This window comes from Bradyrhizobium sp. LA6.8 (assembly GCF_040547935.1).
In the GTDB taxonomy this organism is placed as follows: Bacteria; Pseudomonadota; Alphaproteobacteria; order Rhizobiales; family Xanthobacteraceae; genus Bradyrhizobium; species Bradyrhizobium barranii.
Genome location: NZ_JBEPQQ010000010.1, coordinates 313,157 through 338,626, shown reverse-complemented (window position 1 = coordinate 338,626; position 25,470 = coordinate 313,157). Strand labels below are relative to the sequence as shown.

The 25,470-nt window shown below is 61.2% G+C and carries 17 protein-coding genes, 1 tRNA gene and 1 pseudogene; 10 read left to right on the top strand and 9 right to left on the bottom strand.

Features of this window, described 5'->3' with window-relative positions; genetic code table 11:
* Nucleotides 1-418: 418 nt before the first annotated feature.
* The 5 genes and pseudogenes from ABIA90_RS37685 to ABIA90_RS37665 form a co-directional block, all read right to left on the bottom strand.
* The gene (locus ABIA90_RS37685; protein ID WP_354121135.1) at nt 419-1,702 is read right to left on the bottom strand and encodes a S41 family peptidase; all 1,284 of its coding nucleotides are present in this window, start codon (nt 1,700-1,702) and stop codon (nt 419-421) included.
* 185 nt (nt 1,703-1,887) lie between these two features.
* A complete protein-coding gene (locus ABIA90_RS37680; protein ID WP_354121134.1) occupies nt 1,888-3,057 on the bottom strand; it encodes a saccharopine dehydrogenase family protein in 1,170 nt (389 codons plus the stop codon).
* Nucleotides 3,058-3,720: 663 nt separating this feature from the next.
* Complete coding sequence (locus ABIA90_RS37675; RefSeq protein ID WP_354121133.1) at nt 3,721-4,275, bottom strand: thioredoxin family protein; 555 nt, start codon at nt 4,273-4,275, stop codon at nt 3,721-3,723.
* Between the two features lie 271 nt (nt 4,276-4,546).
* Nucleotides 4,547-4,949 (bottom strand): annotated as a pseudogene (locus ABIA90_RS37670) (DUF1194 domain-containing protein); the annotation flags it as partial.
* Nucleotides 4,950-5,456: 507 nt separating this feature from the next.
* Complete coding sequence (locus tag ABIA90_RS37665; RefSeq protein ID WP_161495859.1) at nt 5,457-5,624, bottom strand: hypothetical protein; 168 nt, start codon at nt 5,622-5,624, stop codon at nt 5,457-5,459.
* 163 nt (nt 5,625-5,787) lie between these two features.
* Here ABIA90_RS37665 and ABIA90_RS37660 point away from each other — a divergent pair, with 163 nt between their 5' ends.
* The 7 genes from ABIA90_RS37660 to ABIA90_RS37630 all read left to right on the top strand — a co-directional run bounded on the left by ABIA90_RS37660 (nt 5,788) and on the right by ABIA90_RS37630 (nt 16,576).
* Nucleotides 5,788-9,006, top strand: a complete 3,219-nt coding sequence (locus tag ABIA90_RS37660) for a DUF3237 family protein (RefSeq protein ID WP_354121132.1) — start codon at nt 5,788-5,790, stop codon at nt 9,004-9,006.
* Nucleotides 9,007-9,936: 930 nt separating this feature from the next.
* A complete protein-coding gene (locus ABIA90_RS37655) occupies nt 9,937-10,554 on the top strand; it encodes a DUF3237 domain-containing protein (RefSeq protein WP_354121131.1) in 618 nt (205 codons plus the stop codon).
* Nucleotides 10,555-11,253: 699 nt separating this feature from the next.
* Nucleotides 11,254-11,685 carry an encapsulin gene (locus ABIA90_RS37650; RefSeq protein ID WP_354121130.1) on the top strand — a complete coding sequence of 144 codons (432 nt, stop codon included), beginning with the start codon at nt 11,254-11,256 and terminating at the stop codon, nt 11,683-11,685.
* Nucleotides 11,686-11,787: 102 nt separating this feature from the next.
* Nucleotides 11,788-12,228, top strand: coding sequence for a hypothetical protein (locus ABIA90_RS37645; protein WP_354121129.1), 441 nt, complete (start codon nt 11,788-11,790; stop codon nt 12,226-12,228).
* 230 nt (nt 12,229-12,458) lie between these two features.
* Complete coding sequence (locus ABIA90_RS37640; RefSeq protein ID WP_354121128.1) at nt 12,459-15,425, top strand: FAD-dependent oxidoreductase; 2,967 nt, start codon at nt 12,459-12,461, stop codon at nt 15,423-15,425.
* A 188-nt stretch (nt 15,426-15,613) separates the two neighbouring features.
* Entirely contained in the window at nt 15,614-16,312 is a 699-nt protein-coding gene (locus ABIA90_RS37635) for a VOC family protein (protein ID WP_354121127.1), read from the top strand.
* Between the two features lie 9 nt (nt 16,313-16,321).
* Nucleotides 16,322-16,576, top strand: a complete 255-nt coding sequence (locus ABIA90_RS37630; RefSeq protein WP_354121126.1) for a hypothetical protein — start codon at nt 16,322-16,324, stop codon at nt 16,574-16,576.
* Here the strand turns inward: ABIA90_RS37630 and ABIA90_RS37625 are convergent.
* Nucleotides 16,566-19,949 (bottom strand): adenylate/guanylate cyclase domain-containing protein, encoded by a 3,384-nt coding sequence (locus tag ABIA90_RS37625; protein WP_354121125.1) that lies wholly within the window; start codon nt 19,947-19,949, stop codon nt 16,566-16,568. The genes ABIA90_RS37630 and ABIA90_RS37625 overlap by 11 nt on opposite strands.
* Nucleotides 19,950-20,309: 360 nt before the next feature.
* Here ABIA90_RS37625 and ABIA90_RS37620 point away from each other — a divergent pair, with 360 nt between their 5' ends.
* Both ABIA90_RS37620 and ABIA90_RS37615 read left to right on the top strand, forming a co-directional pair.
* A complete protein-coding gene (locus ABIA90_RS37620; protein WP_354121124.1) occupies nt 20,310-20,864 on the top strand; it encodes a helix-turn-helix domain-containing protein in 555 nt (184 codons plus the stop codon).
* A gap of 70 nt (nt 20,865-20,934) precedes the next feature.
* Nucleotides 20,935-21,333 (top strand): ester cyclase, encoded by a 399-nt coding sequence (locus ABIA90_RS37615; protein ID WP_354121123.1) that lies wholly within the window; start codon nt 20,935-20,937, stop codon nt 21,331-21,333.
* Nucleotides 21,334-21,553: 220 nt separating this feature from the next.
* Here the strand turns inward: ABIA90_RS37615 and ABIA90_RS37610 are convergent.
* Together ABIA90_RS37610 and ABIA90_RS37605 are read right to left on the bottom strand one after the other, a co-directional pair.
* Nucleotides 21,554-21,629: transfer RNA gene (locus ABIA90_RS37610), tRNA-Ile, on the bottom strand.
* Nucleotides 21,630-21,973: 344 nt separating this feature from the next.
* Entirely contained in the window at nt 21,974-22,951 is a 978-nt protein-coding gene (locus ABIA90_RS37605) for a Bug family tripartite tricarboxylate transporter substrate binding protein (RefSeq protein ID WP_085402202.1), read from the bottom strand.
* A gap of 107 nt (nt 22,952-23,058) precedes the next feature.
* On the opposite strand from ABIA90_RS37605, the gene ABIA90_RS37600 reads away from it, so the two are divergent.
* The gene (locus tag ABIA90_RS37600) at nt 23,059-24,036 is read left to right on the top strand and encodes a TAXI family TRAP transporter solute-binding subunit (protein WP_354121122.1); all 978 of its coding nucleotides are present in this window, start codon (nt 23,059-23,061) and stop codon (nt 24,034-24,036) included.
* A 125-nt stretch (nt 24,037-24,161) separates the two neighbouring features.
* Here ABIA90_RS37600 and ABIA90_RS37595 read toward each other — a convergent pair whose 3' ends face one another.
* Nucleotides 24,162-25,391, bottom strand: coding sequence for an ABC transporter substrate-binding protein (locus ABIA90_RS37595; protein ID WP_354121121.1), 1,230 nt, complete (start codon nt 25,389-25,391; stop codon nt 24,162-24,164).
* Nucleotides 25,392-25,470 lie beyond the last annotated feature (79 nt).

The window sequence follows — 25,470 nt, the reverse complement described above, 5'->3', positions numbered from 1 at the left end:
TCAGCGCCAATGGTACTATGGCTTAAGCCCTGGGAGAGTAGGTCGCTGCCAGGCCTGCCAAGGACAAGAAATCTTCCTCTTTCGATGTTCGAATAAAAAACGCCGCTTCCGGAAACGGAGGCGGCGTTTTTGTTTGTGTTCTCGTCTTCAAAAGTACGCTGCGCTAGCCGAGCTCACGCGGTCCTGGCCATTGGCGTCGCGCGTTGCGATCGACAACACAGATCCGGCGGCAAGGTTCCTCGACAAGACGGTGATGCTCGGCCCGGCTTTGACGGTGGTCTGCGCACGCAGAAGGCGATCGAATGAACTGCGTGCCTAACGACCGTTCTGGGTCAAACTGCGACTTGGCAGGGAGGGCAGCTTTTGGCGCGCAAACCGGACCTAGTCAGGAATGGATCTCTTAGCTGCCTCCCGAGGATCAGGCCACGGATAGGACTGCGATTGCACGATTGAGTTGAGGATCATCTAGACCCATGGAGCCCGGCTCGGCTTGGACCTCGATCGTGGGTGCGACGCCAACGCCTTCCAGCCGCTCGCCGTCGACCTCCACGTCCCCGACCGCGAGCAACAGCAAGCCGCCATCAATGAGAAATGCCGTCGCAGCGAGGACAGCTCCCTCGGTCCGGCTACCGATGACCTCGCCAAGCCGATATTTCTTGAAGCCATAGGCAAGGATTTCCTTGCCGCTGCGGGTGCCACCGTTGACAAGCATGGCGACAGGCTTGCGCCACTTCACGTTCTCGAGTTCGCTGGCGCCATTGCGATCAGTGACCTGTATCGTCGGCGCTCGCGTGTTGAACAAATCAAGATATCCGGGGATCGCGCCGCCCCAGCCATCGCGCAAGTCCCAGATCAGTGCGTCGGCGCCGTTCAGGGGACTCTGCGATAGAAGATGCTCGAGCGTCCGCTGATACACGGAGCCGGCGTAGCACCAGACATGAACATAGCCGATGCTTCGGCCGTTGGCCGGTATTATACGGGCGCTGGCCTTCAAGCCGTCCAAGAACATCTTGTTGGGCTCAATTTCGACCGGAGTAACCGATATTTGCATAAACGCGCCGGCACGACGCAGCCCCAGCACAACTTCGTTGCCGACCTTGCCACGGAATGACTGTACCGGCTCAAACGGTGCATCATCGGCGAAGACGATCGCATCGCCAGCGAGCAGGCCGGCTTGTTGGGCTGGCGTGCCTTCTATAACACCGGTGATCATGTTGCGACCCTGCGTGTCGAGACGCGAGAGGATGCCAATGCCGGGATAGGAGATACGGCCATTCGGAAAAACACGTTCCAGTCCGCGCCGCCTTAACGCACCAGCAAAGATATCAGAAAGCTGGTAGTACTCTGGTTCGTACGGTGTGTAGTAGCGGGTGTGCGAAGCATGCAGCTCAGAGAGCATGCTATTAATGACGCCGGCCAGCGCCTCTTCGGAACTCGCCCGCGTGGCGTCCGGCAAGTAACGTTCCCGGACGGCCGACCAATCGAGCCCGTCTAGGTGCGGATCGTAAAAGCGATCTCGCACGGTCCGCCATACCTCCTCGAACGTGGCGATGCGTGCGGGCACGGCCTGGGATGTGGCCGAATCCGCTGCTTGTTGCTGCTCGGCCCACAACACCGTTGGAGTCAGAGCTGATGCCGCGGCCACTGACGTGAGCCGCAAAAAGTGGCGGCGCGACAGTGCTGAGTTGATTACCTTCTTCATCGTGCAACCTTGCGATGGAGCTCGTCGCTGTCTCGATAATCGGACATTCTCAGAGCCAGGGGGAATGTCTCAAACGGGCCGAAAGCGGCCATTGAACCGGATTTGAGGCCGCGCACGCCAATCCGCGCTTTTCGTTGGTTACGATCCACGTAGTCCAGCACGCCGCTGCAGTTCTGAGCGTTACCTCAACGCGCGTTGAAGGTGAGGCCGGCGCGCTCCTTTAGACGCTTGCGGAACGCCGGACCCATCAGCGCGCCCGGCGTCCAGGTGCCGCCCTCGCCCTGCACGTCGCGCACGAGGCAGAGAGCGCTCTCGGCGATCATCTTGCTGGTCGAGCCGTAGCCCGGATCGCGGTCGCCCGTGACGACCGCCTCGACCCGTCGGCCATCCGGCAGCTCGCCCAGGAAGAGGATGTCGTAGAAGCCCTTCGCGCGCTCTTCCCGAGTCGGGCCTGCACCGGGTTTGAGACCGCCGGTCCCGAGCAGGGAAAATATGGTGGCGAAGGTCTCCGTCGTCACGCGACCGATTTCCCCAAATCCGGGCGCGACCATCATCTCGTCGTAAACGAAGTCCGTGCCGTAGGGATGACCCAACAGGAAATTCGTGCGGTGTACGTTCTTGGTGTTGACCGGCGCCATGGGAAACGGCACGAGCCACACGTTCATGCTCGGGTCGTATTCGGGGATAAGGCCCGACGGCTGAGACGGCCCGGTGAACCCGGGTGTCAGCGCGAAGGGATCGGTCAGCAGCCGGATCAGGGCCGGGTCGCGCGCCGCGGCCGCCAACGTCGCCTGGGCGCTCGCTGCGGTGCCGCCCGACATGCCACCTTTCACCTTGCGCAGGCGGGCTTTAACCCGCCGCGCCGGGCGTCCGAATTTCTCGCGCGCCTTCTCCTGCAACGTGAGCACGCCGAGATCGAACGGGATGGAATCGAAGCCGCAGGAGAAGACGATGCGCGCGCCGGTCCGTTTCGCCTCTTCGTGATAGGCGTCGATCATGCGCCGCATCCACGCCGGTTCGCCGCACAGATCGACATAGCCAGTGCCGGTGGCCGCGCAGGCCGCCACAAGCTCGGGGCCGTAAAGCTGATAAGGCCCGACCGTCGTGATAATCACGGCCGCACGCTCGCACATCGAACGTAGGCTGGCCGGTTCGCCGGCATCCGCTTTCACCAAAGTCAAATCGTCTGGTGCGCCGATGTCGGCACGCACTTTCTGGAGCTTGTCGGTCGAGCGTCCCGCGATCGCCCAGGACGGAGCATCGTCGCCGCGATAGGACGTCGTCAGATATTCGGCGACGAGACGGCCGGTGTAACCCGTCGCGCCATAGACGATGAGGTCGAAGTCCCGCTTCACGACGCTGGTCCTCCTCGAACCCGGGAGAGCGTTACCCCTTACTCGGACCGGTCTTCCGCCGGCAGGATCGCACCAGCTTGCCTAGCGCGCTCATTCGATCACCTCGTCGGCGCGGGCCGAGCAGGCGCCTAAGAGGTGGGGATGCCAGGCCATTTTGTGCTGTCCCGGAGCCCGGCGAGGACACGAGGACGCGCAGCAAGTGCCACTAGAGGGGGCAGCCGCTTTCGTTGAACCGTCCCATCGCATTTGACGGAGGATACCACAGTTCCTGTCTTGGGGTGCGCAACGACCGGTTGGAGTCAACACGCCATTTTGACCGCGGGCGAGCCACTTCCCGTCTTCCCCTCGACAAGCGGACAGTTTCCGGGCCGGTTGGCGTGCCCCAAACGGGCCAACACCGGAAGAACTCAGGGTGAGCAAATCTGGTCCAAGCGCTCGACAGGAGTCGATCGGTGTCGCAAAAGCGACGCAGCACTGACGGGTCGGATTGCAGGAGCCGAAGCCTCGTGTTGCCCCGGAAGCAGACCTGAAGGAGAAGGGGCGAACGCGACTCCGGCAGCAGCCGCAGGGTCCTCGTGATGCCGCTAGTCAAATCGCACATGTGCAGCAAATGCTGCCGCACGCGGCGGTCTCAGATACGAAACCTGTTGACAGGGATCGGCTTCATTCGTCCTTCCATTTGATCGAGCAGCCAATAGACGCCTTTTGGTCAGCCGGCGCAAGACCGGTGGTCACAATCGCGCGCATGGCCTCGACAAGCTCTCGGGGCGCCCCCGCGCGAGGCGGAGTTGCACGCCCTTCGTCGAGCCGGCCGCGATACTTGAGCTTGCGGTCGGCATTGTAACCGAAGAAGTCCGGCGTACAGACCGCCCCATACGCCCGAGCGACTGTCTGGGTCTCGTCGTGGAGATATGGAAACGGGAAATCATGAGCCTTCGCGAAACGCTTCATATTCTCAAATGAGTCTTCGGGATAGTTCGCCGCATCGTTCGAGCAAACCGCCGCAAAGCCTATGCTCTCCGACATCAGCACGCGGGCGTCCGAAACCATGCGGTCGATCACCGCTTTGACATAGGGACAATGGTTGCAGATGAAGACGACGACCGTGCCTTTTTCGCCCGCAACGTCGTCCAGTGCGTAAATCTTGCCGTCGGTGGCCGGAAGCTGGAACACGGGCGCCGGCGTATCAAGAACGACTTGGGTAGCTGCTGTCGCCATTTCGCACCTCCTTGTGCCCAAATATATGCTGACTACGGCCTGCTGGGGCACAGTTTCCAAAGCCTACTCGCCAGTCGCGTTGTTTTGGCCATATGTTAGCCATTTCCGGTCGCCCCTTAACAGCCGCCATTGGGACGAGCGCGGGATTTCGTCGGTGTAGGCCACGAACGGACGTTAGCAGCTCCAATGTCCCGACGCGTGGGGCTGCGACCATGATAAACTGCTGTCTAAAGTTTGTTCGCCCGGCGGCTCTGAATGATCGTCTCGACACTCACCGCCGGCCGCGCTCCTGCGATTTTTTTTCGCCGATCAGACAGGGCACCCGGGGCTCTTTCTCGGCGGCTGGGACGATCCCGCTCTCTGGCGTGAGGCCCGCAACTTCGCGAATAAGCTTGGTCCGGATCGCTGCCTGGAATTTTTCGCGATCTTTGATCGTCATGATGAAGGCGCCCGGCCCTCCGATCACGCAGTCCTCGTAATAGAGATCGAGGTTCTCGATATCGGTCGTCGAGAGGGATGGCTCCTTCATCATGATCGGGAGGCCGTTGATGATGATGCCTTTCTCCAGGGCAGCGTCGCGCGCGCCGGTTACGGGGGGCTCCGTCGTTGTTCGACCCATCGCCGGAAATGTCGATGACGCGCCGCAACCCGCGATACGGATTCTCTTCGAACAGATCGCCGATTTCCGTCCCTCGCACCGTCCCATTCCCAGCCGGGCCAAAAACGAGCACATCGCTGCGACCCGTCTGATCGATCCACCTGACGATTGCGTAGCGAGCAAGCTCCAACGGCACGCGCACTCATTTGTCATTGAACAAGGATGCCCCAGTCCCTCGCGGCGTTGAGTGGGCCGGGAATGTCGTCTGCCGCCCGATCTTGGGCGGACTGCACCATCAATATGGCCGGATGTGATTTACGGCAGGCACAACTTCCGAACCCTTCACGCGAAGAACTTCTCAAACGCAAAATGGCGGCTTTCCGGCCACCGTTCTTCGCTGGGCATCGAGCGGCAACAGCAACTTTTCGAGCACACCATTGGGGTCCCTGACCGATGCAATGACCCTCGATCGGCAGTTGTTCGATACTTCGCGCGCGGCCGCGACCTCATGTGCCGCTAATGCAAGCCACCGCCCGCGCGGACTTGCGGGCTAGGCTTTCTGTTGGCGCTGGCGGCGTGCTGTTTACACCTCCAGAAATTCCTCGCCGACGAAAGGGCCCACGCCGATCTGGCCGATCGCCTGGACATGTTTTGCCCTGCGAGACCAGGACATTCGACCTACCGCAGGCTTCGCGACGATCTCTTCGGGCATGTAGCGTTTTTGCCGTTTGTAGTCCTCCTTGAGGCCCAACACATACCTCAAGTCGGATCACTTCCAGGAGGTGGATAAGTGTGGCATTCGCAAGGACCAGCAGGATATTATAAATTCCGACATTCGCGCTCAGGAATAATGGTTCGAACGGACAAAGCGGCGCGGCTCCTGGCGCGGTTCATTCTATTCAAGGGAGACCAGCGTGGGCACAGCGATTCGTAGCAGCGGAATGATCCGCGAGGCCACTCGGCTCGCCGCAGCCGGCGAGCTCGGAAATTCGGATGTCATTCGACTCTTGCAGATTCCTCATAGCAAAGAGGACGTTCAAGAAGTCCTTCGCACCTTCGAGCAGCAACTGTCCCGAGAAGCGAAGAGCAAGTTGACTTTGGACGCGTTCGTGCCGCCACCGTCCGATGTCGATAATGAGCGGTACGAACCACTCTTCGACAAGTACATCATCACGGGCAAGACCTATACGACCGCCAGCGGCGCAGTCGTGCCGAATGAGCTTCAGTATTATAACGGTCAAATGGTGCACCTCTACGGCGAGTGCTCCAATGTACCTCTCGTGAATGCCGCATTGGCCGGCAGTGGCTACAGGCCGATAACCTTGAAGTACGCGGACGGCAGGCACGCGGCTGTCGCACAGCTCTGGTCGAATAAGTTCACCGACACCTCGATCCGGCCGTATGCCGCCATGTTCATAGTGGTTGCTGCCGTGGCGGACAACGCTCCCGAAAGCCAGGCGTCCCTGAAGGCGGCCTCCAACGGCGCATCGAGCGTGCTTGTGATGCTTGATGGATCGTTCGATCCCGCAACAGCGGTGTATGAGAACAAAGCGCGGATGTACATGTTCCGACTGCTCGATACGACCCAGGTTGCGATCGACGTCGGCCGCGAGCGCATGGGTACCGACAAGCGGCCCGGGACCATCGATATGGCGTGCATCGGTCGCCGGCTTCACTTGTCGATCAAAGACCAGCACAGACGTGGCGTCGTCCAGGGAGACCTGGCGCTTACCGGGGATCCGACGGCATACGAGTCAGTGGTAGCTCAGGCGGCCAAAACAGCCGGCGTCACGCTGCAGGCGCTTCCGCGCGGTGCCGAATGCGTCTACCCGGCGGTCGCGCGCATCGGGCAGGGGCCGGTCGTTTGCTGGCAGTGGCGAAGCGATGTCGCCCCTCGGCTGCAGCCGGTGATGCCAGGATCTTTGCACTTCGACCGGAGCTCGGAAGAAGGTCGGACCCTTCTCGCATGGGGCTTCACGCCCAAAGTGCTGGGTTTTTTTCCCAAGGTGCGGGGGGTGATCACCGGCCTGGCGGATCAGACCCCGCGTTGCGCCCGCGACAGTTCGGCTGCATGCGAGGGAATGGCAAACGCCGGCTCGCGCCTTCGTTGGGGGGCATCCGAAGAGGCCGCCTCTGCCCCATTCCGCTTGGCTTGGAATACGAGCTTCCTCGGATCATTGAAGGTGGTGCTCCGCAAAGAATTGGTCGGCCCAATGTCCGACGGCCTCCGGGTCAATTGGCACATCACGGAAGGGACCTTCGTTGGGCCGGGTCACGATGCCGTCGTGTTACCCGGCGCGGCGGACTGGATGCATATCCGCCCGGATGGAATTGCGATCGTCAACGTCCGGGCGTGTTTCGAGACGCGGGACCGCGTTCGCGTGTACGGCGCCTACGGCGGGGTCGCCGATTTTGGTCCCGACGGCTACGCTCGGGCGCTGCGCGGTGAGTATGACCAGCAAATCTCCGCCGTGGTCACACCGACATATGAGACTGCGGATCCGAGGCTCGAATGGCTCAACCGCGTCCAGTGCATCGGTGTGGGGAAGGTGGACATGAGCGCGCTTCGCGCGCAGTTCGACATGTACGTGGTGCGGGTGGGGGAGCGAGCACAAGAGGCGTCCAGCGCTGCAGCACAGTCACCGATACCGGAGCAGATCATCACCGCGGTTGAACGTTTTCGCGCCGCGATTCCTGCCAATTTCGATCCGATCTACGTCGAGAAAGTCGTCATACCGTTCTTCCTGACGAACGTTTACGAAGGGGAGCGGCCCCTTTTGCCAATGATTGACCTTAATTTCAGTAAGGAGAATGCACTCCCTCGTGATCGTTTTGGTCTCATCTATCGTGACTGGAAACCGACCCCTGAGGAGGGCGTGATGGTTTTCCTGCAAGGTCTCGAGAAGCGGGGTGAGAATAATCTTCGCAAGCGAATCTATTTTTCGGCGGTGACGCCCGATCTCTATAAGCCGATGTACCGCGCCAAAGTTACAGCTTTTTTTGACAAGCTCTTAGATCAGAAATTCGCTGACAGGCCATTCATGCAGCATTACCTCGACCACTATTTCGACCTCTATTGGGACCTTCACCTTGGACTTGTTGGCAGCGATATTCCCCGTGAGGTTCGTGAAATAGGAGAGGCGTTCAATACGGTCTTTGCCTATCGGGATCCGTTGCTGCCAGTTACCTACCAAAACTATATGAAGGTTCGTGAGCTTCAGGATTTTCTCAAATCGTGGATCGGCAAACGCATCGACGATATCCAATCGGGCAAAATCAAAAATCCCGAGAGAACCATGGCTTGGCATTGGCTGAAGAATGCCCAGGACGGCGGTCATTTCAGCAAGAAGGACATGGTCATTGAGTGCCTCCACGATTTCGTCGCGCTAAGCCAATGGGGCAATGCGATTTTCCGGGTCATGTCGCTCCTGTCGGAAGACCGCGGCGACCAGGCCGTGCGAGCATCATTTCAGAAGACAATGAGCGGAAATTTCGACACTGCCGGAGGTGCGTCTTTCTCGCCACTTGAGCTATTCGTAATGGAATTGTTTCGCGTGATTTCGCCGAACGGTGGCAGCGTCTCCGCCATCCATGATGCGAGATCAAGCGTCCGCGGGGAGGCTCCGCAGCAAAAGTTCGACATGCCGTTTGAAAGGGACAGCTATGTATCCACACCGCATGCCAGCACCAGCCTGGATCCGGTTCACTGGACGGATCCGAATACGTTCGATCCGCAACGATATCTCCGCGTCCCGACCAGCGCGCAGATCAACGATGACAAATGTCGGCAAATCGGCCTGGCACGGTGTCCCTTTGACATCACCAGTTTCAAGATCAAGGACGGACGAAATGCCCGTATTACAAATAGCGGCTTCGGCACGTTATTTGTCGTTGCGGACGAACGAAGCTATCCGGTTTGTGACTATGCCGGCTTTGCTCCGTTCGGCTTTGGATACCGACGATGTGCGGGTGAACGACTGACAATTCTCGTATTTGAGGATTTTTTGCGAAAGGTCTGGCGCGACAAGATCGCGTTTCGGAAGCTTGATCTGGCGAATCCTGCTCGCGTACCAGTCGGACTGGACGCAGTGATCCAAGACGATATCGGGTTCTACAGATCCGCCTTGCGATAGCGTATCGCGCCGCTGGCAAGCGGTTTTTCGCCGTCGCAAGCGGGCTGGCGCCGGCGTGGGGAGATCCAGCAGGTCGCCCAACTACCGGCAGCAGCCCCTGTCCTGTACACGCAATACAATGTAGTCTATTAGACAGAACCAGGATCCGAAGTCGGTCGAGCAAATGCAAGGCAAATGCTATGGATCGAAAAGCGCGGTCGAAGACTCGGGGCTCTCTCCTCCGGGGGCGTCGCCGCTGTCGCGTTTACCGGGACTTGCCGATGCGGCTGGCGTCCAGACCGGGGCGGCCCAAAAGCGCGGCCTTCTTCGACAACCTTTTGACGCGCTTCAATCAGCACGCCAAAACGCTGCGCGCTTGGGAGGCTCCTCGGTGCGGCAGGCGGCGGCTTGCACACCCCCCATGGTGACCAATCCCGGCGATCTCATTGCGCGCGCACTCGAAATCCTCGCCGAGGAAGACGAAGCATGGCGGGTGCGCCGGGGTCTCGATCTCACGCCGCGGAGCGTCCGGTGAATTCCCCGTCGCGCGGATTCGTCGATAGACGGCCGTGCGTTTTCGCGGAAGCTGCGGCAAAGCCCTCACCTATTCCGGCGTGTGACCGGTTTCTTCCGGCGCCTTCCCTGACGCTGCAAACGGATGAAGCTCGAGCTACGGCAGCGTGCATGCCTTTGAGGCAGCGCGCGCGGGACGGCTCGGAGCTGCGATGGGGCGAGGCGGATACGCCCGTGCCCCCCGCGGTGATTTCTCCGGGAACCCCGGCATCGGTCACGGTAGCGGTCTCTCCAGTGCGGCCGGGTCACGCCGTCACGGTAGAGTACCGGGTGAACGGAGGCCCGGTCCGCCAGGCAATCGGGCAATCCGCACCGCGCGTCCACGGTGCGAACGGCCGGCTATTCCGGGCGCTCCTGCCGGGCCAATCCGGCGGAACGGTGGAGTTTCTGCCGGTGCTTGGCTTTGCCGGCCAGCCGATCTCTCCGCGCCTACGGGAGTCCGCCGAATGTCCCCGGTATCAGGTGGGCTGCGGAGCGGCACCGGTCGAGACCGCTGCTCTACCTGCAGGCGAGCCCCGCTGGGACTGGGATACCACGTTCCTCTGGGCCGGCACGGTGGCCATCCGTACGGAGGTAATAGGCGTTATGCCGGATGGACTGCGGATCAACTTGCACGTCACGGAAGGACGCTTCGTTGGGCCGCGCTTCGAGGGGATCGTCCGGCCCGGCGGGGTCAACTGGCTGCGCATCCGCAAGGACGGTGTTGGAATAGTCAACGTGACAGAGTGTCTGCAGACGCGGTCTGGCGCGCGGATCGACTGCTTGTATGATGGCGTCCTTGACCTGGGTGCGGACGGCTACGCACGTGCCATCCGCGGCGACTTCGGTATACTGCCGCCGTTCGTTCTTGCTCCGACCTACGCGACCGCTGACAAAGAACTCGCTTGGCTCAACCGCGCCCAGTGTATTGGCGTTGGCAGGGTGGACATGAAGACGCTTCGCGCCTCGTACGACATATACGTCGTAACGGCGGGGGCAGCAAAACATGTAGACTGAAGACTCATTCGAAGCCGCACTCGTGGAGTGCGCGCGGACGGTGTTTTGAGCTCAAGATATTTGCGTTGGTGCGCAAGCACAAACGACATCTCGTTCCCGATGTATCTAATTAGGGGGGCCTCTGAGATGACAACCGATAATCCGCAAGTGCCTTGGACCGACGAGCAGTGGGCTCGCGTCAACAAAGCCGTTCAAGAGGAAGCTAGCCGCGTACGGATCGCGGCGACGTTCCTTCCGTTGCTTGGGCCGCTGCCCGGGGATACCGACTTCGTGAGGCAGGAAGTTATCACCCAGGTTGCTCCGCCTAATTGGGCTGCTTGGGCTGCTCCGCCGCCGCCATTTCCGCCGCCGACAATATCGCCTGTTCCGCCGCCGATAATATTAGGTATCCAGGACAGGCGTGTCATCCAGTTGGCGACGTTACAGGTAAGAGTGCCCGTGCGGGGTGCGCAGATGGCCGATCCGGAGATGACCAGCGTGCTGGCCTTGTTTCGGCGCGCTGCTAGCGTACTGGCTCGTCTTGAGGACGCCGTCGTCTTCAGGGGATTGGTGCCAGACCCAGCATTCCCGGGACAGAATAGGTTTGCCCCTCCCATAAATGTCGGCCCAGCGCCCCCGCAAAGGCTCTGGGAAATCACCGGCGGGGAGCCAAGCCGTGGACTTTGGACAATCCCACTCGGATTCCCTCTGGCGCCGCAGGTGAACATTGCAGCGGTGCCGCTCAAAACCAGAGACGCGCGGCTGGTGGTCGGGATAGCCCAGGCCATTGGCCTCCTGGAAGCGCAGGGCCACTTCGGACCGTTCGCGGTGGTGCTTGACCAGGCGCTGTTTCTTGTCGCTCAGACGCCATCGGCGGCTCTTGTATTGGCGCAAGATCGCATCCTCCCGTTTCTGGGCGGCGGTCCGCTGCTCCGCTCGTCCACGCTTAACGTCACTCCCGCCGTTGCGAACGGCGTGGTTGTGGCACTTGGCGGCGAGCCAGTCGAGCTAGTCATCGCCACAGACGTATGCGTCCAGTTCCTGCAGGTCACAGCCGAGCCGAATTTCGTCTTCCGTGTGTGCGAGAAGATGGCGCTCCGCATCAAGGAACACGAAGCGATCGTACGGCTGATTGAAATCGGGGCACCGTAGCGATTGACATTTCCGGCGATCGCGGCGTGTACGGACAAATGTCTCGGGGCTAAGCTCACTTGATCGCTACTCGCCTCGGTACAAGACTAGGAGGAGATGCAAATGCAAATCTCAATAGGCATCGAGGATTTGAAATCTGCCCTTTCGATCGATGACGAGGCCGCCCGGCGAAAAATTGAGAAAACCTATAGAGTGAGGAGGATCGACGACAACACGCTAATCGAACCGAAGCGCCAGAAAGACGGGTTCAGAATAACTGTGGAAGCGCCGAGCAGCGGTCTATTGTTCATTGACTTAATTGACGAACACGGAGCGCCCATCGATACCCTCGCATATGATCTGAAAGCAGGAAAATTCTGTCAGCCTGTGCGAGACCCCGAACCCGCGGCTTCCGCTCAGGCCAAGCCGCAGGCCGATCCAGGGCGCGACCTTGAGCTCGCGCTGCAGATCGGTAGCAAGGCCGCGCTCATCGTGTTCTTGGACCATCATCCCGAGGGGCTCTACGCGGACCTGGCAAAGGCTAAGCTTAAGGAGATGCCGTGAAGGCCAATCGGCAAACTCGCCCAATTCCTAATACGGATCGCTTCGAGCTCTCTACTTGGTAAAATACAGATGGCTGCTGGCGTACGTTTGGCAACTTTGTGCAATGAAGCTCATGCTTGAAAGTGCTCGTGAGATCGTCGAGAGTGATCTGATGTATCGCGTCCCGCGCGCTCGGTGACGCCTCCAAAGCTGGCTAAAAGTCGGACTAAGTGGTCATGGCTCGGTGAAGCATGCCTACTAGGGTTATCGTCTTGGGTGGCGGTGTCGCCGGCATGAGTGCCGCGCACGAGTTGGTCGAGCGCGGCTTTGATGTCGTGGTGCTCGAGAGCGGCGATATTGCGGGAGGCAAGGCCCGCAGCATTCCCGTCTTCCACGAGGGCGAGGACACCAGCGGACATCAGGTCGCCGATGGCGCTGGGGCGTCGATCCAGCATCGGGTGCCCGGCGAGCATGGGTTTCGATTCTTCCCAGGTTTCTACAAGCACGTAATCGAGACAATGCGCCGCATACCGTCGTTTGACGGGAGCAAGGTTGCGGATCACCTGGTGCCGACCACGCGACTGGAGTTCACGCAATACGACGAGCCCCCGTTCGTCGTACCCGCCGGCTTTCCGCTCTCGCCCCGCGATGCCGGCACCATGTTGCGGGACATCCTGCTGTTGTTCGAACACTCCACTGGCCTCACACCCGACGATCTGGCATTCTTCGGTGCGCGCGTCTGGCAGATACTCACGTCGTGCCCCCAGCGCCGGCTCGCAGAATACGAACGCACGAGCTGGTGGGAGTTCGTCGGCGCCGAGCAGCGGTCCGAGTCATATCAGAAGTTCCTCGCTACCGGCATTACGCGCTCGCTGGTGGCGTCCAAGGCGCGCAAGGCCAGCGCGCGCACCATCGGTGACATCTTTGTGCAGCTGGTGCTCACGATCCTGAACCCGATCGCGGGATCGACTGATCGCGTGCTCGATGGGCCAACGAATCTTGTCTGGATCGATCCGTGGCTTGCGTATCTCGAATCGAGAGGGGTGCGGTACGTCAAGAACGCGCGGGTCGAGGAGATCCTTTACGAGAACGGACGGATCGCCGGCGTCGTCGCTCTCCAGCAGGGCCAGCGCATCATGGTGCATGGCGACCACTACGTGGCGGCGCTCCCGCTCGAGGACATCGCCCCCCTGGTGAGCGACCGCCTGGCGGCAGCCGACCCGACGCTCGCCAACCTGCGCGCGCTGGCTCCGAACCTGGAGTGGATGAATGGTGTGCAGTTCTATCTGCACCGCGCGGTGCCGTCGGCGCACGGGCACGTGATTCACATCGACACCGAATGGGCGCTCACGAGCATCTCGCAGCTTCAGTTCTGGCGTGATGTGCCGTCTGAGCTGTTCCGAGACAGCGATGTGCACGGCATCCTCTCGGTCGATCTTTCCGATTGGACGGCCCCGGGATCGGACGGACGCCCAGCTATGCGGTGCTCGCGTGAAGAAGTGGTGCGCGAGACATGGAATCAACTGAAGCGCTCGGTCAATGATGCCGGTGATGAAGTGCTGCGCGATGAGGATTTGCATTCGTGGTTCCTCAGCGCAAACATTGAGAACGATCCCGCGCGCCCGGGCTGGCTGCGGAATTCCGAGCCGCTTCTGGTGAACCAAGTCGAAACCTGGGCCTTGCGTCCCGAGGCGACCACCGCCATTCCAAACCTCTTTCTGGCGTCGGACTACGTTCGCACGCATACCGACCTCGCGACGATGGAGGCAGCCAATGAGGCGGCTCGGCGCGCAGTGAATGGGCTGCTTGACGCCGTGAAATTCGACGGAAGCCGCTGTGAGCTGTGGCCGCTGCACGAACCTGAAATCCTCCTGCCATGGCGGCTGCACGATGCTGCGCGATACCAGGCCGGCCTGCCGTGGGACGCTTCACTCGCGCAGGTAGCTGCCCACGCCTTACGCGGTGCGTCGCCGCTCCTGGAGCAGGCGAGCTCCCTGCTCGAGCAGGTATCGCCGTTCACCCATGCCGTCGCCGACACGCTCGACCCGCACAGTGCCGCCGCGGATGATGTCGGCGCGCTTGATACGGTCGACCCGGCGACGATGGCGCGCCGCTTGGTTGATGTGCCCACCTTGCAGGATGCGTTGATCAAGGTCGCGGACACTGTGCCGTTGGCCGGCGAGATCGTAGGCCCGGCCGGCTTCCTGGACCGCCTGGTGTGGTATCGCGACATGCTGGCCGATATGCTCACAGAAGGTGTACCGACGTGGGAACCGCAGCGCCACCTGTATGGGCTCGTGACGGATTTCATGGGCCGGTCAGGCAAGGGCCTTCGTCCTGCCCTCTGCATCGCGACCGCGAGAGCGCTGGGCGGCCGCGCGGAGGATGCGTTTCCTGCCGCCGCCGGCCTGGAAATGCTGCACAATGCATTTCTCGTGCACGACGATATTGAAGACGGTAGCGACTGGCGGCGTGGCGTTGCGACAATGCATCGTCGCGCCGGGATTCCAATTGCCGTGAACACCGGCGATTCCATGAACGCACTCGCTATGCGCCTTTTCCGCAAGACCGGCGAGCGGCTCGGCCCGGTGACGGCGCTGCGCATCTTCGACGAAGTCGATCACATGGTCGTCGAGACCTTGGAGGGGCAGGCCAACGAACTAGGATGGGTACGAGACAATGATCTCACAGTTACGACAGACGATTATCTGCGGCTCGTGCTCAAGAAAACGGCCTGGTACAGCTTCATTCACCCCATGCGGATTGGTGCACTCGTTGCCAACGGCGAGGACCAGAATCTCGGTCGATTTGATCGGTTTGGCTATCTGCTTGGACTGGCTTTCCAGATCACCGACGATGTTCTTAACCTGGTTGGCGACATTGGGCGTTACGGCAAGGAGATCGACGGAGATCTCTGGGAAGGCAAACGGACGCTTCTGCTCGCGCACGCCCTGGGTCGGGCGAATCCCACTGACCGTGCGTGGATTAGCACCTTTCTGGCGCGGCCCCGCGAGCGACGTTTGCCGCGCGAAGTGCTGAGGCTACATCAGATTATCGCGGACGGCGGGAGCATCCCATGGGCGCAGCGAGCGGCAGCCGAATTTGCAGAGGCTGCAGCGCGCGAATTCCACAACTCGGCGTTCGCCGGTGTGCCTGCAGGTCCAGACCTCGAATGGCTGCGCACTTGCATAAACTTCCTGACCCAGCGCGACGCGTAATCGGGTTCAGGTTGGAATGAATGGGGACATCGTAACCCGATTGCTCTTAGATCCCTTGATTGAGTCCCGCCAGGAAAGCTGCATCTGCGCGCGACCGCGGCACAGCCGTCCTACTGCAAGTTTCCAGGGTTATAGTAGGTTGTCGCGGAACGTCTGCGCGACAACGTTCGGCAGCACCGGAGAAACGTATGGAGCGCCTCAGCAAGCCAATCGATGCGGACATCCCGTTGCTTGAGAAAAGCGCTGATCAGCTCGGCTATGTGGTGCCCGATCTTGAGCAAGCCATCAAGGGCTGGATAGACCAGGGTATCGGGCCCTGGCTCACGATTGGTCCGGTGGTGGTCACTGATAACAAGTATTTGGAGAGGCCCTCACGCCCGCTGATCATGTTCGGATTCTGCCAGGTCGGCGGGGTGCAGCTGGAGCTTATTCAGCCGCTCGACAATGAGCCGTCAAGCTGGCGCGCCTTCCTTGCGGCCGGAAGGAGCGGTCTTCAGCACTGCGGTTTTTGCGTCGAGCCGCACGATTACCAGCGGTCCGTCGCGCAGACCAAGGCGTGTGGCGCGACGATCCAGCAGATGATGTCTTTTTCGGGCGCCCGCTTCACCTATTTTTCCCTGCCTGCTCGCGCCGGTCCTCTGATGGAACGAATTCGTCTTGGAGAGGTGGCGCCTGAAAAAGCAAATGCAGTGCGCTATTCCATCGCGGGGGGGGGCGAGATCGTAGAACTGATCGAGCTCCAGCCCCGTATCCGCGAGATGTTCGCAAAAGTTACGCAAGCAGCGGACACTTGGGACGGCAAGGCCAGGCCCGTTCGTCACCTGATAGGGCCTGTCGCAAAGGCAGCAATCGGTTCGCACTTGCTCCGAACTATGCGATTCCGGTGATGTATTTTCGTGGCGGCGCGACGCACGGTATGTGGCGGCATGCTCGCCTTTGACGGCGGCGCATTGGCCTTGATCGCGATCCGCTGCACCGGCATCACGCCGAACGAGCGCGGCCGGTTTGCGAGGCTTGGCGGCCAAGCTCGATCCGCCGACATCGCGCGGCGATCCTTTGAAATCGATGGTTGCGGTCATGACGGCATCGATGCGCGCGCCTGTTCGAGCGATCAATTGCGCGACGTTTCGCTGCTCTCGCTCATGCCTTGAGCTGCTCCAGCAGCGATTTGGCCTCCTTCAAGTCCAGCGTGTCGAAACCCTCGGTGAACCAACCATAGACCGGGGCGAGAATATCGTGGGCCTGCTGTCGTTTGCCCTGATCGTACCACAGCCGCGCCATGCTCACAGCCGCACGCAGTTCCCAGGACTTTGCCTGCTGCTGACGAGCGACCGCCAGCGCATGTTCGAAATATTCTTCCGCTTTCGTTGCGTTTGGGTTGGGCGACGATAGCTCGATTTCGCCTGCCATGCGCTTGATCTCGGCCTCAAACCAACTTTCCTTGGTTGTTTCTACCTGGGTCATCGCTTCGCGAATGCAGTTCCGTGCATCATCGAAGTGGTCGAGTTCAGCATGAGCGCCCGCCAGATACGACAAGCAGAATGGCACTAGCGCTGTTGCCGCCGTTGACCGACGTGCGATGATACCCGAGTCGATCACATGGACCGCGTCTGAGGCCTTCCCAGTGAGGGCCAAGACGCAACCTTGGACCACCATTCCGAGCGACCCCCAAAACAATGAACCTCTCTCGTCTGCCAGGGGGACAAGTTCATTAGCTTCGGCGCTTGCTGCCGCATAGTTTCCGCAGCAGATATGGGTAAAGGATGTATGGAACAGGGCATACATCAAAGTGGCTGCTTGGCCGATCTCGCGCGCTTCCTTGAGTGCCTGTTCAGCGTCTCTGCCTGCAGCCTCGGGGAAGCCAAGAAGCCACAGAGCCCAGGACCGATAGGATAGGGCTGCGACCCTAATGTCCTGGCCAAATCGAGCCGCCAGCGTACGATGCTCGGCGGGTTCGTAGATCGCGATCGCCTGGTCGTAATGTGCCAGACTTTCTGCAAGGACGCCCGTACACGTCAGAGACGTAGCCATAATACGATGCCCAAGCATGAGCGGAACCATTGTTCCCTGTTTCTCGGCAAGCGCCAAGCACTCTGTCGCAAGGTCGAGGAGAGCGTCGCTTTTGAACTTTATATAGTTCGTGACCCAGAACCCATAGAGGACTGAAAACAGGAGCAACGGGTCTTCAGGGGGCTCTCCGAGTGACTCCGCTTGCGCGATGAAGGCGCGGGCTCGATCGAGAGATGCGATAGTCTCAGGGGCCGCGTGGCCCTTGGTGTTCATCAAGGCATTCACAAGCGCGACCTCCAGTTTGATCTGGTCGCCACGCAGCGCTGGTGTGCCCGGCAGCGTCGCAATCTGTGAAAGAGCGCGGATTAGCTGAACCGTCGCCTCTACTAGCGCTGAACGCGCTAGCGACCGCTGTCCCGCCTTGCCCCATAAGGCCGCCGCCCTCTCGATCAGCCCGGCCTCAGTGCAGTGATGTGCTAGCCGTTCCGGCTGGCTCTCGGCTGTTTCGGCGAATTGGCTTTCAATTGCTTCGGCAATGCGTGCATGGAGCGCGCGGCGGGGCTGGCGCAGCAACGTGCTATAGGACGCGTCCCGCACCAAAGCATGCTTGAATAGGTAAGTTGCATTCGGCGGCGAGCCTAACCTGAAAAGCAAACCAGCCTTTATGAGACGGTTCAGCACTGATCCCAGTTCCGCCGCTGGCACGCGCACCACCGCCGCCAGGAGAGCATGCGAAAACTCCCGGCCGATCGCCGCGCCAATCTGTGCCACTTCTTTGGCGGGGCCGAGCCGGTCGAGCCGCGACATCAATGAAGCGTGCAAACTTGCGGGGACTGCCCAGGCCGGGGACGGAATGACGGCAATCGTGCGTTCGACTGCGCCGTGGCCCTCCGCCTCCAGCACTGCCTTCGTCATCTCCTCCACGAACAGGGGGACGCCATCGGTACGTTCGATGATGTCCTGCCTGATGCCCGCCGGCAGCAGCTTGCTCCCGACTACGCCGTCGATCATGGCGCCGACTTGGTGTTTCGTCAGCCGATTGATCGTCATGGCGGTCACGTGCTGCCGCCCGATCCAGGGCGGATCGAATTCCGGGCGGAATATCACAATCATTAGCGCGCGAAGGGTCTCAATCCTGGCCACGATCCGGCCGAAAGCTTCTAGGCTCGTAGGATCGGTCCAATGCGCATCCTCAAAGATTATCAAGACTGGGCTTTGCCGTGTAAGCGCTTCTAATTGTGAGATGAGCGCTTCGAATGTTCGCTGCCTGTGCTGCTGCGGGGTCAATTTGAGGGCGGGATAGCGTCCATCATTCGGAAGCGACAGCATCTCGGCAAAGAGCGAAGCGTCCCCGATCGAGGTCGAGGTCTGAGCGAGCAGGGTATCAAGCTTGTCGAGCCTCGCGTGCAGTGTATCGTCGTGCGTCAGCCCGGCGGCACGTTCCATCTGCCCGATGATCGGATATAGCGCGCTGTCGGTGTGCTGCGGCGAGCAGACATAGCGCAAACGCGTATGCGGCTCTCCGGCGAGTCGTTCCAGAAGCGCGGCAGTGAGACGCGACTTGCCGATCCCAGCCTCACCGGCGATCAGGACCGCCTGGCCTTCACCTGTCTTCGCCCTGGCCCAACGCTGTAGAAGCAATTCGAGTTCTTTCTCCCGCCCGACGAGGGCAGTCAGGCCAGTTGCGTGTAGCGCCTCGAAGCGGCTCTCCACGGAACTCGCCCGCAACGCCACCCAGGCCCGCGTTGGCGCGGCGATGCCCTTGAGGTCCTGCGGCCGGAGGTCTTGTAGCTCGAAGAGGTTTCCGAGCAGCCTTCGGGTGCCTTCGGCGATGACAACCGTGCTCGGCTCAGCGATCCCCTGCAGACGAGACGCCAGGTTCGGCGTCTCGCCCACCACCCCGCGTTCCTGGGCCTCGCCGGCACCAACGAGATCGCCAACCACGACCAAGCCTGTCGCGACCCCGATACGCACCCGGAGCGGCTCCTGGATACCCAGATTGCCGATCGCCTCGATGATCGCCAGTCCTGCGCGGACGGCACGCTCGGCATCATCCTCATGAGCGTGGGGATAGCCGAAATAGATGAGCACCCCATCGCCCATGTACCTGGCCACGAAGCCGTCGAACCGGGCGACCGTCTCCGCGACGCACTTATGATAAGCGCCGATTACCGAACGCAGATCCTCTGGGTCGAGCGTGGTCGAGAGCGCGGTCGAGCCAACGAGGTCGGTGAACATCACCGTCAGTTGGCGACGCTCGGCGTCGTCTCGCCGAGTTGGCTCGATATCCACGAGTGCAGAAGGTGCCGTTACGGCAGCCGAGACGTTGCTGAGATCGCGGATCGCATGCAGCATTTTCAACCGGTGGCCGAGCGAAACGCCAAGGTCTTTGAGATGTTGGTCGGTCAAGTCGGGGAGAACGGCCATATCAATGTCGTTCTCGGCGAACCTCTGCGCATACTCGGACATGCCGAGCTTTTTGAGCCAGTCCGCAATTTGTTGCACCGCGGTCACCGTGATCCGTGCGTCGCCTATCTAAGTGTTGGCCCGACGACTACAGAAAGAGATTACACAAGAAAGACCGCGAAAGCACGTCCTCACGGGCGCGGAATCGCGATACCAATCGAGCCCTGAATGCCCGCCCTGTGCGCTAGCGATTGGTATAGAGGACCAACAAATCAATGCATGACGTACCGACGCTCGACATGGAGCAGGCCCGGGCGCTATTCCGACAGTTTGCCGAATCCTGCCCGCGCGGACCTCGGACCAGCGAATTGCTGATCGATGCGCTGGCGAAGATCGCCTGCCCGGGCCCCCCGGCAAAATTGATTTTGCCGCTCGGGGCACCGGACCGTTCTCTGGAAGTCGACGACCTTGCTTCACGCAGTCGATGCAGACGAACACCGCATCGATCCAAGAGCGCAGCTGCGTCCGCCCACACCCGCCGCAGTAGCGAACATGTTGCCCGCTAGACTAGGCAAATCCGCCGAGGCGCTTGGCGATGCGGTGCGGATGGCAAGTGATTTTGCTCAGCGCGTCGACATTGTCGAGCGCTGGGTCGGGTCGATGCTCGAAAGCGGCACGCAGGACTGCGCGATCGGCCTCTCCTCCCGGATGATGGTCGCCGCCGGCGGCCGCGCGCGGATCAAGGACTGTGTTGCAAAATCCGGCCTTAGCGCCAGTCAATTCCAGCGCCGGTTTGCGACGCAAGTCGGAATGGCACCAAAGCTGTTCGCACGCACCATCCGGTTCGACCGGGCGCTGGCGTCTCGTCGCAATACCCCGAGCCGTTCGTGGAAGGATATCATCCACGAACTCGGTTATTTCGACCAGGCCGATTTCATCCGCGAACGCCACGCCTTTGCCGGTCTGCCGCCTGGCGGCCTCGTCGGTGAGTGGGACAACATCTTTTTTCCGGCGGATGACTGAAATTTACAGGCGCACTTCTGGATCCTCGCGCTAGGTCTGTCGTCAATCGAGCTGCGGGAGAGCGGTTGTCATGTTGACGAATCTGGCGCGCTTCAATGCCATCATAGAGCGCGGCTTTTCCCAAGGCGACCTCACGGACGCGGACGAAATCTGCGCCGAGAACCTCGTCGAGCACGAGTATCTGTCGCCCACCGATATTCCCGGTCCGCAAATCCTGAAGGCGCAAATCGAGGATGCGAGGCGTAGCATCAGGGATCTGACACTTGCGGTCGAAGCGGTCGTGGAGGCTGGCGATACTGTGTGGGCACGCAGCAAGGCAACGGGCGTCGATCCACGCTCGGGCAAGCCAGTCGCCATTGATGTCATGGACATCTGCCGCTTTGCCGACGGCAAGCTCGTTGAGCACTGGGGGGTGCCGGACCGGTTTGCGCTTCTTCATCAGGTTGGAGCGCTGCCGCCACGTAAATAGGTCGAATGGGCCCATTTGAGTCGAAAAAAAATCCCGTAACCAATGGCCTCCTTTCAGGCGCCCCTCCGAACTAATCGATCCGCGATTCCTTGGAAATCAGCCAAATCAACTCGCGATTCAATGGAATCCCGCGAGATCGCACCACAATTCTTTGGAATTCGACTCGTGAATCGTTGGAATCGAATCGGACCCAATTTGGCGCGACAGTGGTTGATTTGCTTGGTGGGCCCGGCAGGACTCGAACCTGCAACCAGACCGTTATGAGCGGCCGGCTCTAACCATTGAGCTACAGGCCCCGCCGCGGGACGGCCGCGGATGTGCGGCCGGCAACGGTGCGCGGTTCGTTTACAGGGATGGAGGCGGGGGTGCAATGCTGGCTCGGGCGTAAGGGAACGCCGAAGCAGTACCGCGTGTAATTTTTGAATAACCGAAACTGGCGATGATGCACTCATGCGCCTGTTTTGCCCGACGAGTCAAATGGCCCTCGCGAGGAGCCATTTTTCATCGTGCGTAACCCCTTGTAATCGCTGGCCTGTTCTACGGTGCATGGGGTTGTTTTCGCAGTTATTGTGTTGAGGGAGACCCTTGGGTCCCCCGAACGTCTTGCCAGCGGGCGGACGAAGCCGGCCGCGAGGTCTGCCTAGTCCACCGAAACCCCGGCGAACTCCACCACCTTCTTCCATTTCTCGGTCTCGTCGGCGACCAGCTTGCCGAACTCGGCGGGCGTCATCGGCTTCGGGATGCCGCCATTCTCGGTCAGCCGCGCGATGACCTTCGGGTCCTTCAGGGCTTCGCCGACGGCCTTGTTGAGGATCTCGATCACCTCGGGCGGCGTGCCCTTCGGCGCGGAGATGCCGTAGAAGCCGACCGATTCGAAGCCCGGCACGGTCTCGGCGATCGCCGGCACGTCGGGCACGGTTGGCCAGCGCTGCGGCGAGGTGACGCCGATGGCGCGGACAGTGCCGCCGCGCGACTGCTCGAGCGCGGAGGGAAGGTTGTCGAAGATCAGCTGCACCTTGTTGGAGATGATGTCGGGGAAGGCGATGGCCGAGCCGCGATAGGGCACGTGCACCATGTCGCACTTGGTCATCACCTTGAAGAGCTCCGCCGACATGTGCACCGAGGTGCCGTTGCCGGACGAGGCAAAGGAGATCTTGCCGGGATTGGCCTTGCAGTAGTCGATGAACTCCTGAACCGTCTTCACCGGCATCGCATTGGAGACGACCAGCATGTTGGTGAGCTGCATGATGCTCGCGACCGGCACGGTGTCGCGCAGGAAGTCGTAAGGCAGCTTCTTGTAGAGCGAGGTCGAGATCGCGTTGTTGGGCGCGACGAACAAGAGCGTATAGCCGTCGGGGGCTGCGTTGATCGCGGCGGCGGCCGCGATGTTGCCGCCGGAGCCGGCGCGGTTCTCGACGATGAATTGCTGGCCGAGGCGATCCGAGAGCGCTTGCGCCATGATCCGCGCCACGATGTCGACCGGGCCGCCGGCGGCGAAGCCGATCATCCAGTGCACGGGGCGGTCGGGGTAACCGGCGGCGGAGGCGGGAGGGGAGGCGTTGAGGAGAGTTGAAAGAAACAGCAGCCCAAAAACAGTGTTACGCAAAATTCGCAACATGACGTCTCCCATTGTTCTATTGTCGTTGGGCTGCATGCTTTCACAAAAACCGCCCGCTGCCTACATCGCCGCAAGTCGATGTTGACGCGGGGCGGCCGGGACTCATCATGAGATTCGCAATCACAATCCTTCTCGGCGCGGCGCTGCTCGCAAATCCACTCGCAAGCCCCGCCGCTGCTCAAACCGGAGGCAAGGCCATTCCGACCACGACACTCAGCCTGGGCACCGCGACGCCCGGCGGCGGCTTTCCGCTCTATGGCAACGCCTTTGCGGAAGCGATGAACGCGGCCGATCCGCAAATCACCATCGCGCCCCGCAACACCAAGGGCAGCAACGAGAACATTCCGCTGCTGGAGAAGGGCGAGCTCGATCTCGCGCTGGTCGCGGGCGAGCCGGCCTACGAGGCGTTTGCCGGCATCGGCCGCGCGCCTGTGCGGTTGAAGATACTCACCGCGATCTATTCCAACCCCGGCATGTTCGTGGTGCGGGCGGACAGTCCGTACAAGACCATTCGCGATCTCGTCGGTCAGCCCGTTGCGTTCGGCGCCAAAGGCTCGGGCCTGCCGATCCTGGCGCGCTACGTGCTCGATGGTCTCGGCCTCAAGCAGGACGAGGATTTCAAGGCCGTCTATCTCGATCGCGCCGGCGATGGCCCCGCGATGGTCGAGGATGGCCGCGTCGCCGCGCTGTGGGGTGCCGGCATCGGCTGGCCCGGCTTTGCCGCGGTGGCATCGAGTGCGTCAGGCGCGCGCTTCATTGCGCCGACCGCTGAGGAGATCACGCGCATTCGCGCCAAGCATGCGTTCCTGAAGCCGCTCACCGTGCCGGCCGGCTCCTATCCGAAGCAGGCCGAGCCGATCGCCTCGCTCGGCTCGTGGAGTTTCGTCCTCACGCGCGAAGACCTGCCCGATGACGTCGCCTATCGTCTCGCGAAGACGCTGCACGGCGCCGAGGCGACGTTCTGCAAGCAGCTCGCGCAGGCCTGCGAGACCACGGCGTCGAACACGGTCGCGGCAGCACCGAAGCCGGAGCTGATCCATCCGGGTGTGATGAAGTATTTTCGCGAGATCGGGGTGGTGAAGTAGGTCGCGACTGCATCCACAACCGTCATGGCCGGGCTTGACCCGGCCATCCACGTTCTTGGTGCCGCACGAAAGATCGTGGATGGCCGGGCCAAGCCCGGCCATGACGACGACCTCTCTCTACGCGGTCATTTCTTCACCAGCGGACACGCCGGGTCCGGTGGGCCAAACGCCTTCTCGCCCGAGATGGTCGTGAGGATCTTGTAATAGTCCCACGGATATTTGCTCTCCTCCGGTGTCTTCACCTGCACCAGCCAGAGGTCGTGCACCATCAGATTGTCATCGCGTAAGTGGCCGTTGCGGGCGAAGAAATCCTCGATCGGCTTTTCCCGCATCTTCGCCGCGACCTTGAGCGGATCGTCGGTGCCGGTCTCCTTGATGGCGTTGAGATAGTGCATCACGCTCGAATAGACGCCGGCCTGCCACATCGACGGCATCTTGTTCATCTTGGCGAAATAGCGCTTCGACCATTCGCGGGTCTTGTCGTCCATGTCCCAGTAGAACGACGTCGTCAGCAACAGCCCTTGGGCGGCCTGCAGGCCGAGGCCGTGGATGTCGGTGATCAGCGCGAGCAGCGCCGCCATCTGCTGGCCGCCCTTGAACACGCCGAACTCCGAGCCGGTCTTGATCTCGTTCATGTTGTTCGGGGGACCAGCGGCAATGCCGATGATCTTGGCCTTGGAGGCCTGCGCCTGCAGCACGAAGGAGGAGAGGTCGGGGGTTGCCAGCGGCGGCCGCACCGAGCCCAGCACCTTGCCGCCATTGGCGGTGACGACGCTGGAGGCGTCGCGCTCCAGCGAATGGCCGAAGGCGTAGTCGTCGGTGATGAAGAACCAGCTGTCGCCGCCGCGCTTGACCACCGCATCAGCAGTGCCGACCGCGAGCGCGCGGGTGTCGAACACCCACTGGATCGCGTATGGCGAGCAGAACTTGCCGTGGAAATCCGCCGTGCCGGTGGAGTGGGTGATGAATAGCCGCTTCTTCTCGTTGGCGATGTTCTGTACCGCGAGCCCGACCGCGGAGACCGGCACGTCGACGATCAGGTCGACCTGGTCGACATCGAACCAGCGCCGCGCGATGCCGCCGCCGATATCGGCCTTGAGCTGGTGGTCGCCGATCACGATGCTGATCGGCTTGCCGAGCACCTTGCCGCCGAAATCGTCGATCGCCATCTGCGCCGCCGTCACCGAACCCTGGCCGGTCGGCGCGGAGGCGGGGCCGTTCATGTCGGTGAGCACGCCGATCTTGACGATGTCGTCTGAAACCTGCGCCGACGCCGTACCCGGCAGCAGCGCGGCCGCCAAGAACGTCGCTGCAAAGCCGGCCGCGACCGGCAGTCCAAATCTCGTTGGATTCACGCTTGTCCTCCCCTGATCCGGCTCGTTGGCCGGTGTTGCCCGGGTATGCCCGGCTGAATTGGTTTCTTTTGCAACTATT